The sequence below is a fragment of the Pseudomonas parakoreensis genome, assembly GCF_021602155.1.
In the GTDB taxonomy this organism is placed as follows: domain Bacteria; phylum Pseudomonadota; class Gammaproteobacteria; order Pseudomonadales; family Pseudomonadaceae; genus Aquipseudomonas; species Aquipseudomonas parakoreensis.
Map to the genome: position 1 here is coordinate 302002 of NZ_BQHY01000009.1, position 8896 is coordinate 310897.

Annotated in this window: 7 protein-coding genes and 1 pseudogene; 4 read left to right on the plus strand and 4 right to left on the minus strand. The window is 61.9% G+C overall.

The window, feature by feature from the left end; translation table 11 throughout:
* Positions 1 to 100: 100 nt before the first annotated feature.
* Positions 101 to 853: a DUF2059 domain-containing protein gene (locus L6D63_RS16655; protein ID WP_131670645.1), complete on the plus strand. Its 753-nt coding sequence runs from the start codon at positions 101 to 103 to the stop codon at positions 851 to 853.
* 129 nt (positions 854 to 982) lie between these two features.
* On the opposite strand, the gene bipL is transcribed toward L6D63_RS16655, so the two are convergent.
* Entirely contained in the window at positions 983 to 1930 is a 948-nt protein-coding gene (gene bipL, locus L6D63_RS16660; RefSeq protein ID WP_047297190.1) for a phospholipase BipL, read from the minus strand.
* Positions 1931 to 2029: 99 nt separating this feature from the next.
* Between bipL and L6D63_RS16665 the strand changes: the two genes are divergently transcribed.
* A complete protein-coding gene (locus L6D63_RS16665; protein ID WP_131670646.1) occupies positions 2030 to 2608 on the plus strand; it encodes a DUF6436 domain-containing protein in 579 nt (192 codons plus the stop codon).
* A 102-nt stretch (positions 2609 to 2710) separates the two neighbouring features.
* Positions 2711 to 5122, plus strand: a pseudogene (locus L6D63_RS16670) (penicillin acylase family protein).
* A gap of 140 nt (positions 5123 to 5262) precedes the next feature.
* Here L6D63_RS16670 and L6D63_RS16675 read toward each other — a convergent pair.
* Positions 5263 to 6228, minus strand: a complete 966-nt coding sequence (locus tag L6D63_RS16675) for a GlxA family transcriptional regulator (RefSeq protein ID WP_131670647.1) — start codon at positions 6226 to 6228, stop codon at positions 5263 to 5265.
* A 302-nt stretch (positions 6229 to 6530) separates the two neighbouring features.
* Here L6D63_RS16675 and L6D63_RS16680 point away from each other — a divergent pair, with 302 nt between their 5' ends.
* Positions 6531 to 7172: an HD domain-containing protein gene (locus L6D63_RS16680; protein WP_095668068.1), complete on the plus strand. Its 642-nt coding sequence runs from the start codon at positions 6531 to 6533 to the stop codon at positions 7170 to 7172.
* 91 nt (positions 7173 to 7263) lie between these two features.
* On the opposite strand, the gene L6D63_RS16685 is transcribed toward L6D63_RS16680, so the two are convergent.
* Both L6D63_RS16685 and L6D63_RS16690 read right to left on the minus strand, forming a co-directional pair.
* Positions 7264 to 8154 carry an ABC transporter permease subunit gene (locus L6D63_RS16685; protein WP_041072127.1) on the minus strand — a complete coding sequence of 297 codons (891 nt, stop codon included), beginning with the start codon at positions 8152 to 8154 and terminating at the stop codon, positions 7264 to 7266.
* Positions 8151 to 8896: ABC transporter permease subunit (locus tag L6D63_RS16690; RefSeq protein WP_236170357.1), on the minus strand; the 746-nt coding region annotated here is incomplete at its 5' end. The genes L6D63_RS16685 and L6D63_RS16690, both read right to left, overlap by 4 nt.

Below are 8896 nucleotides of genomic sequence, written 5' to 3' on the forward strand. Positions count from 1 at the left end.
GGCGGCAGGAAATCCGACAGAGCCACGCGGCGGCTTGATACGAATTCTCGACAAGTACCGGCACCGCACGGAGAATAGTCCGCTGCTGACAGGAGTCCCTATGCGCCGTTTGCTTTTTTCACTGTTGATGTTCTGCGTTTTGCCCGCCTGGGCGGACGGCCACGATCAGCTGTACAAGATCGCCGGCTGGCCAGATCAACGTGCGCATTTCAACGATGCCCTGAGCGCCGCGCAGCAGCGCTACCAGAACAACCTGCCACCGGCGGTGTTCCAGGCTCTGGTCAATAACAGCAACCAGCGCTTCGCCCCCAAGGCCATGGATCAGCGTGCCGAAGCGCAGCTGCGCCAGCACCTTGCCGATCCACAACCGGCGCTGACCTTTTTTCAATCGCCGCTGGGCAAGAAAATCGTCGCCGCTGAATTGCTCGCCACCCGTCGCGATCAACTGGCGAAGAACGCCAAAGGCTTGCCGAAGATGCAGGTCAGCGACAGCCGTCTGCTGATCATCGGCCATCTGGCGCAAGCGCTGCCGGCGCGCGAGGCCGGCGCCGAAGTCAGCCTGGCGATTGCCGGCGTGGCGGCGGACAGCTTGAGTTCGATGATTCCCGGCCTGCTCGGCGACGGTCAGGCGCAAGGCATGCTGAACGGTCAGCGCCAGCGCCTGATGGAGCAGATCGGTGCCGATTTGAACAACACGCTGCTCTACGTTTATCGCGATCTGTCGGACGACGAACTGGAGCAGTTCGCGACCTTTGCCGAGTCCAGCGAGGGCAAGGCGTATTACCAGGCGGCGCTCGCAGCGATCCGGGCCGGGTTGGCGGTGGGGCAAAGCACTTCGAACCTTGGCCAGTAAGCTTTATCACCTTTCAGACCGCCATCGCTGGCAAGCCAGCTCCCACAAGGACTTTCATCTAATACAGAGTTTGTGAACGCCGGAAAACCTGTGGGAGCTGGCTTGCCAGCGATGAGGCCAGCAACTCCCCTAGAGATTCCGCCCCCTGATCCGCTTGTTCAGAAACTCGAAATACTCCTCGCGCATCTCCAGCGTCTCATTCGCCAGATGATGCCGCGCCTCTGGCAGCAACAGAATCTGCGGCCGGTCGAATTTCCACTTCAGCACCTGCAAGTTGTGCTGCCAGTCCACGGTCATGTCCGCCTGCCCTTGAATGATCAGCGGCCGTCGCGGACTTTTTTTCGCGTGCTCGACGCGGATGATCCAGCGCGACAGCGCACCGACCCACGCGGTCGGCAAGCGTTTGGGCTGTAACGGATCGGCCTGCAGAAACGGCAGGAAATCCGGGTCGTTGGAGTTCTCGCTGAAGCGCCGGGCGATGCCTCGCACGAAAGGCCTGAGCAGGTAATAACTGAGCTGCGACCAGCCCCAGGCGCGCGGACGCACCAGCGGCGCCAACAGAATCAAATGACCTTGCGCCGGGCTGCCCTCGCCATGATTGAGTACATGGTCGACGACGATCGCGCCGCCGGTGCTTTGTCCGCACAGGTGCCAGGGTTGCGGCAAGGCAATCGAAGCGGCTTCGGCGAACAGCGCCTGCAAGGCGTCCTGATATTCAGAGAAATCACGGATGCTCGCCCGCGGCCCACTCGACAGACCATGCCCCGGCAAGTCGCAGGCGATAACAGCAAAATCCTGATCCAGTGCCCACTCGATGACATGCCGGTACAGCCCGGTGTGATCGTAAAAACCGTGCAGCAGAAACAGCGTGCCCTTGACCTTCTCCGGCCACCAGCAATGGCTGACCAGCTCATACCCGTCCACTTCGAACCGGCCCATGCCGCGCCAGACATCGCGCTCGGGGAAATCGGTTTTATAAAACCGCTGATACACCTTCGCCTCGTCCGACAACGGCTGCCACTGGGCCAAAGGCTTGAGGCTGGCGCGTAAATGATCGGCATCGAAAGTGTCAGGCATGCGGGTATTCCAAAGCGGTAAACAGACTTTATCGGCCTGCGATATTCATCTGTTGCGGCAAGCATGGCAAGCTAGCCCCCCTTCGAGGATCGAAAAACCATGCGCTCGCCCTACCGCACCGCACTGTTTGCCAGCCTGCTCGCGCTTGTGTGTGCCGGGGTACTGTGGGCGGCGTACGACTGGTTTCAGGGGCGTTATCTGCGTGCGTTCAGTCAGCACACCGCGGTGTTTTCCGGTGATTCGCTGCGTCTGCCGGATGAACTGGCCGGGCCCGGCAAAATCCGTCTCGTGCACTTCTGGGATCCGGCCTGCCCGTGCAACGTCGGTAATCAACAGCACCTGACGGAAATGGTCGAGCAGTTCGGCCCGCGCGGCGTGGAATTCTTCGCCGTGCAAAAGGCTGGCAGCCACGGCCAGTTGCCCGCGACCCTGAGCAATCTGAAACACATCACGGTGTTGCCCGGTTCCGATCAGGTACCGGCCAGCCCCGCCGTGGCGATCTGGGACCGCAGCGGCAAACTGGCGTATTTCGGCCCCTACAGCGAAGGCCTGACCTGCAACTCCAGCAACAGCTTTATTGAACCGATCCTCAACGCGCTGATGGATGATCGACCGGTCAACGCCACGCACACCCTGGCGGTCGGGTGTTATTGCCCTTGGCCGGTGAGGGTGCAGTAAGGCATTCCGGACTTTTCGAGGACAGCGATGCACGGCACGGAAGGTCTGTGCTAATTGTTTGCAGCCCGACGGGCGGCAATCCCGCATGCACAAGGAGTCACCATGAAACGCGTCTTCACCGTTCTTGCCTTGCTCATCGTTGTCCTGCTCGCCAGCGTCGGCGCCTATCTCTACAGCAAGCAACCGACGCGTCAGGGCCAGGTGGAACTGCGCAACCTGCAAGGTTCGGTGACGGTGCGTTACGACGAACGCGGGGTGCCGCATATTCGTGCCGAGAACGAAACCGATCTGTATCGCGCCCTCGGCTACGTGCACGCTCAAGATCGCCTGTTCCAGATGGAAGCCATGCGCCGCCTCGCGCGTGGCGAACTGGCCGAAGTGCTCGGGCCGAAGCTGCTCGACACTGACAAACTGTTCCGCAGCCTGCGCATCCGCGAACGCGCCGCCCGTTATGTCGCCAGTCTCGATAAGCAGTCACCGGCGTGGAAGGCCCTGCAAGCCTATCTGGACGGCATCAATCAGTATCAGGACAGCCACGCGGCGCCGATCGAGTTCGACGTGCTGGGCATCCCCAAGCGGCCGTTTACGGCAGAGGACAGCATCAGCGTCGCCGGTTACATGGCCTACAGCTTCGCCGCCGCGTTTCGCACCGAACCGTTGCTGACCTACGTGCGCGACCAACTCGGCGCCGATTACCTCAACGTCTTCGACCTCGACTGGCAGCCCCAAGGCGTGCTCGCCAAAGGTCACGCCAAGAAGACGCCGACCCTTGCCGCCGACGACTGGAAAGACCTCAACGCTCTCGCCCGCCTCAGCGAGCAGGCGCTGGTTGAAAACGGCCTGCCGCAATTCGAAGGCAGCAATGCCTGGGTGATTGCCGGCAGTCGCAGCCAGAGCGGCAAACCGCTGCTGGCCGGCGACCCGCACATTCGTTTCTCGGTGCCTTCGGTGTGGTACGAAGCACAACTGTCGGCGCCGGGGTTTGAGCTTTACGGCCATCATCAGGCGCTGGTGCCGTTCGCGTTCCTGGGGCACAACCTGGATTTCGGCTGGAGCCTGACCATGTTCCAGAACGACGATCTGGATCTGATCGCCGAGAAGGTCAACCCGGACAACCCGAATCAAGTCTGGTACCACGGCCAGTGGACCGATCTGCTCAGCTCCGAGCAGCAGATCGCGGTGAAGGGCTAGGCGCCGGTGACGCTGACCTTGCGCCAGTCGCCCCACGGCCCGATCGTCAACGACGCCCTCGGCACTGCCGCCGGCAAGACACCGATCGCCATGTGGTGGGCATTCCTCGAAACGCCGAACCCGATCCTCGAAGGTTTCTACCAGCTCAACCGCGCCGACACCCTGGCCAAGGCCCGCGCCGCAGCGGCGAAGGTGCAGGCGCCGGGGCTGAACATCGTTTACGCCAACGCCAAGGGTGACATCGCCTGGTGGGCTTCGGCGCTGTTGCCCAAACGCCCGGCCGGGGTCAAACCGGAGTTCATTCTCGACGGCAGCAGCAATCAGGCGGACAAGGATGGCTACTACCTGTTCAGCGCCAACCCGCAGGAGGAAAATCCGGCGCGCGGCTACATCGTCTCGGCCAACTTCCAGCCGCTTTCTCCAACCGGGATGGAGATTCCCGGTTACTACAACCTCGCCGATCGCGGCCAGCAGCTCAATCGCCAGCTCAGTGACAAGAGCGTGAAATGGAGCAACGAAGCCAACCAGAAGCTGCAACTGGGCACCACCACCGCCTACGGCCCGCGCACCCTGGCGCCATTGCTGCCGGTGCTGCGTGAAGTGGTGAGCGATCCGGCGCAACTGAAACTGGTCGAGCAACTGGCGCAGTGGCCGGGCGACTATCCGCTGGATTCGGTGAGCGCCACCGTGTTCAACCAGTTCCTCTACGACCTCGCTGATGCGGCGATGCGCGATGAGTTGGGCAACGATTTCTTCGAGACGCTGCTATCGACCCGGGTGATCGATGCCGCGCTGCCGCGCCTGGCGGCGAGCGCCGATTCGCCGTGGTGGGACAACCGCAACACGCCGAACAAGGAGACCCGCGCCGACATCGTCAAAGCGGCGTGGCAGGTGAGCATCGCGCACCTGAAACAGACCCTCGGCGACAATCCGTCGGACTGGCAATGGGGCACGGCGCACACCCTGACCCACGGTCATCCGCTGGGTCAGCAGAAGCCGCTGGACCGGATCGTCAATGTCGGGCCGTTCGCTGCACCGGGCAGCCACGAAGTGCCGAACAACCTTTCGGCCAAACTCGGCCCGGCGCCATGGCCAGTGACTTATGGGCCTTCGACGCGGCGTCTGGTGGACTTCGCCGACCCGGCGCACAGCCTGACCATCAACCCGGTCGGCCAGAGCGGTGTGCCGTTCGACAGCCACTATGACGATCAGGCCGAAGAGTACATCGAGGGAATGTACGTGCAGGCGCACTTCAGCGAGGAAGAGGTGACGGCCAATACCCGCAGTACGTTGAAACTGTTGCCAGCGCGAGCTGCGCAATAGATTTGTGCTGGCTGGTCTGGCCCCATCGCTGGCAAGCCAGCTCCCACAGGATTTTCAGTGAACACAGATTATGTGAACACCCGAGAAACCTGTGGGAGCGGGCTTGCCAGCGATGGGGCCCTGAAGAACATCCAAGGCCTTCAGAGCAGCCCGGCAAAATTCAGCCGGAACTGCTGCGGCGTCACCCCCAACCGGCGATTGAACACACTGCGCATGTGCTGCGCATCGCGAAACCCGCACTGATAAGCCACAGTCTTCAGCGGCGCCGTGGTGCTTTCGAGCAGCACCCGTGCCGCATCGACTCGCGCACTTTCGACGAACTCTGCCGGGGTGACCCGGGCCTCGCGGGCAAACACCCGGGAAAAATTGCGCGCGCTCATGTTCGCCGCATTTGCCAAGTCGGCAATCGTCAGGTCGCCGGTGAGATTGGCCAGCACATACAACTGCACCATTGCCACCGCCGAGGTCGGCTCCGCATGCGGCGTGAGGAACGGGCTGAACTGCGACTGCCCGCCCGAGCGCTGGGTGAACACCACCAGCCGTTTGGCCACGCTCAGCGCCACGTCAGCGCCGTGATCGCGGGCCAACAGGTACAAGGACAGATCGATCCCCGCCGTAACCCCGGCCGAGGTATAGAGCGCACCGTCCTCGACATACAGGCGATCGGCTTCGACCCGCGCCGATGGACACAATTGCGCCAACGCTTGGGCATCGTTCCAGTGGGTGGTCACCGTTCGCCCGTCCAGCAGCCCCGCCCGCGCCAGCATGAACGCGCCGTTGCAGATCGAGCCAAAACGCCGCGCACGGGCACTGGCCTCGCGCAGCCAGGTGTCGAAGCCTTTGCCGAAATCCAGAAACGGTAACTGCGGGCCACCAGCGACGAGCAGCAAGTCCCAGGCGTCAAGCGCCTCGCTGAAATGCCGGTGAGCGCTGAGGTTCAAGCCATTGGAGCAAGCCATCGGCCCGCGTTCGACGCCGATCACCTCCAGCCGATAGTGATCCTCGGGGGGCAGAAAACGATTGGCCTCGGCGAACACATCCATCGGCCCGCTGACATCCAGCGCCTGCACGCCGGGGAACACCACGATGGCGATGGTTTTGTTCATAAGCCTCCTTGGGGATCTTTGTGGCGAGGGGATTCATCCCCGATCGGCTGCGCAGCAGTCGTAGATCCTCACTGCGCGGTTTACCTGATTCGCCGAAATAGCAGGTTTTGGAACTGCTGCGCAGCCCATCGGGGATGAATCCCCTCGCCACAGGTTCGGTGTCTGCTGTTTTAAGTGAGTTGGCACGATTTGCAGGTCGATTGGCAAGGATCGCAGCCATGGGTTGATTGTCCGTGCAGTGCCTCGGGGAACAGACTTTGTCCATCAGCGCCACGACGGCGTTTTCGACGAGGAAACACCTTATGAGCACGACCATTGCCGGCATCAAAATCCCCGACAGCGCCCTCGCCCGGGCCACCACCGAGTACATTCGCGACATCGAATCCGACCTGCTCTATCACCACTCGCGCCGGGTGTTTCTGTTCGGTGCGCTGAGCGGCGAACGCCAACAACTGACCTACAACCCGGAGCTGCTGTATGTCGGCGCGATGTTCCACGACCTCGGACTGGTCGAGGGTTATCGCAGTGATGACGAGCGTTTCGAAGTGGATGGCGCCAACGCGGCAGCGGCGTTTCTCAAACCATACGGGCTGAGCGATGACGACGTCGAACAGGTCTGGCTGTCGATTGCCCTGCACACCACGCCGGGCGTGCCCAAACATCTGCGGCCGACTGTGGCGCTGGTGACGGCGGGTGTCGAGATGGACGTGCTGGGCATGGATTATGCGGCGTTCAGCAGCACCCAGCGCGAGGCGGTGGTGCATGCGCATCCACGCGGGGAAGGTTTCAAGGAATGCATCATCTGCGCGTTTGCCGACGGCTTGCGCCATCGTCCGCAGACCACGTTCGGCAATGTGAAGACCGATGTACTGGTGGATCAGGAGCCGGGGTTCAAGCCGATGAACTTTGTCGAGGTCATCCGTACATCCCCTTGGATTTCCTGAGTTCCAAAAGCAAAAGATCGCAGCCTGCGGCAGCTCCTACAGAGATTGCATCCACTGTAGGAGCTGCCGCAGGCTGCGATCTTTTTGCCCGTCAGGCCGCTTCCGGCGCAGGCGCGCGGCGCACGTCCGGTTGTTTCCACGAATCGGCGGCGCCTTCTTCGATGGCTTGCTGGATGGCTTTCTTGCGCGCTTCTTCGGCGCGACGGCTGAAGAACCACACCAGGAAGGTCACCAGCGATACCGCCAGCAAAATCAGGCTGGCCACGGCATTGATCTCCGGCTTCACGCCCAGACGCACCGCCGAGAACACTTCCATCGGCAGCGTCGTCGAACCCGGGCCGGAGACGAAGCTCGCCAGTACCAGATCGTCCAGCGACAGCGCGAACGACATCATGCCGCCCGCTGCCAGCGAAGGCGCGATCATCGGGATGGTGATCAGGAAGAACACCTTCCACGGCCGCGCACCGAGGTCCATGGCTGCCTCTTCGATCGACAGGTCCAGCTCACGCAGACGCGCCGACACCACCACCGCCACATACGCTGCACAGAACGTGGTGTGGGCGATCCAGATGGTGACAATGCCACGTTCCTGCGGCCAGCCGATCATCTGCGCCATGGCCACGAACAGCAGCAACAGCGACAGACCGGTGATCACTTCAGGCATCACCAGCGGCGCGGTGACCAGGCCACCGAACAGCGTGCGGCCCTTGAAGTGGGTGATGCGGGTCAGGACGAACGCGGCGAGGGTGCCCAGCGCCACCGCGGCAACCGCGGTGTAGCAGGCGATTTCCAGCGAGCGCACCACCGAGCCCATCAGTTGCGTGTTGTCGAGCAGACCGACGTACCACTTGATCGACCAGCCGCCCCATACCGTCACCAGTTTCGAGGCGTTGAATGAGTAGATCACCAGGATCAGCATCGGCAGGTAGATGAACAACAGACCCAGAACCAGCATCAGGCTGGAGAAACGGAAGCGCTTCATTCTTTACCCTCCATTTCCTTGGCCTGACTGCGGTTGAACAGGATGATCGGCACAATCAGGATCGCCAGCATCACCACCGCCAGGGCGGACGCCACCGGCCAGTCACGGTTGTTGAAGAACTCTTGCCAGAGCACTTTACCGATCATCAGGGTTTCCGGGCCGCCGAGCAGTTCCGGGATCACGAACTCACCGACCACCGGGATGAACACCAGCATGCAGCCGGCAATGATCCCGTTCTTGGACAGTGGAATGGTGATTTTCCAGAAGCTGTTGAAGGTGCTCGAACCGAGGTCGGCAGCGGCCTCCAGCAAGCTGTGATCGTGCTTCACCAGGTTGGCGTACAGCGGCAGGATCATGAACGGCAGGTACGAGTAGACGACGCCGATGTACACCGCGAGGTTGGTGTTGAGGATCTGCAGCGGCTCGTCGATGAAGCCCATGCTCATCAGGAAGCCGTTGAGCAGGCCGTTGTTGCTGAGAATGCCCATCCACGCATACACACGGATCAGGATCGCGGTCCAGGTCGGCATCATGATCAGCAGCACCAGCACCGTCTGCAGCTCTTTACGGGCGCTGGCGATGGCGTAGGCCATCGGGTAGCCGATCAGCAGGCACAACAGCGTGCTGAAGAAAGCCATCTTCAGCGAGCCAAGGTACGCGGCGATGTACAACTCGTCGTCGCCGAGCATTGCGTAGTTGCCAAGGTTCAGCAGCAGTTGCAGCTTCTGCTCGGCGAAGGTGT

Bases quoted from the DNA above. Each gene is read 5' to 3' on its own strand.
- bipL (WP_047297190.1), bottom strand. From the start codon at position 1,930: ATGCCTGACACTTTCGATGCCGATCATTTACGCGCCAGCCTCAAGCCT.
- L6D63_RS16665 (WP_131670646.1), top strand. From the start codon at position 2,030: ATGCGCTCGCCCTACCGCACCGCACTGTTTGCCAGCCTGCTCGCGCTT.
- L6D63_RS16680 (WP_095668068.1), top strand. From the start codon at position 6,531: ATGAGCACGACCATTGCCGGCATCAAAATCCCCGACAGCGCCCTCGCC.
- L6D63_RS16675 (WP_131670647.1), bottom strand. From the start codon at position 6,228: ATGAACAAAACCATCGCCATCGTGGTGTTCCCCGGCGTGCAGGCGCTG.
- L6D63_RS16685 (WP_041072127.1), bottom strand. From the start codon at position 8,154: ATGAAGCGCTTCCGTTTCTCCAGCCTGATGCTGGTTCTGGGTCTGTTG.
- L6D63_RS16655 (WP_131670645.1), top strand. From the start codon at position 101: ATGCGCCGTTTGCTTTTTTCACTGTTGATGTTCTGCGTTTTGCCCGCC.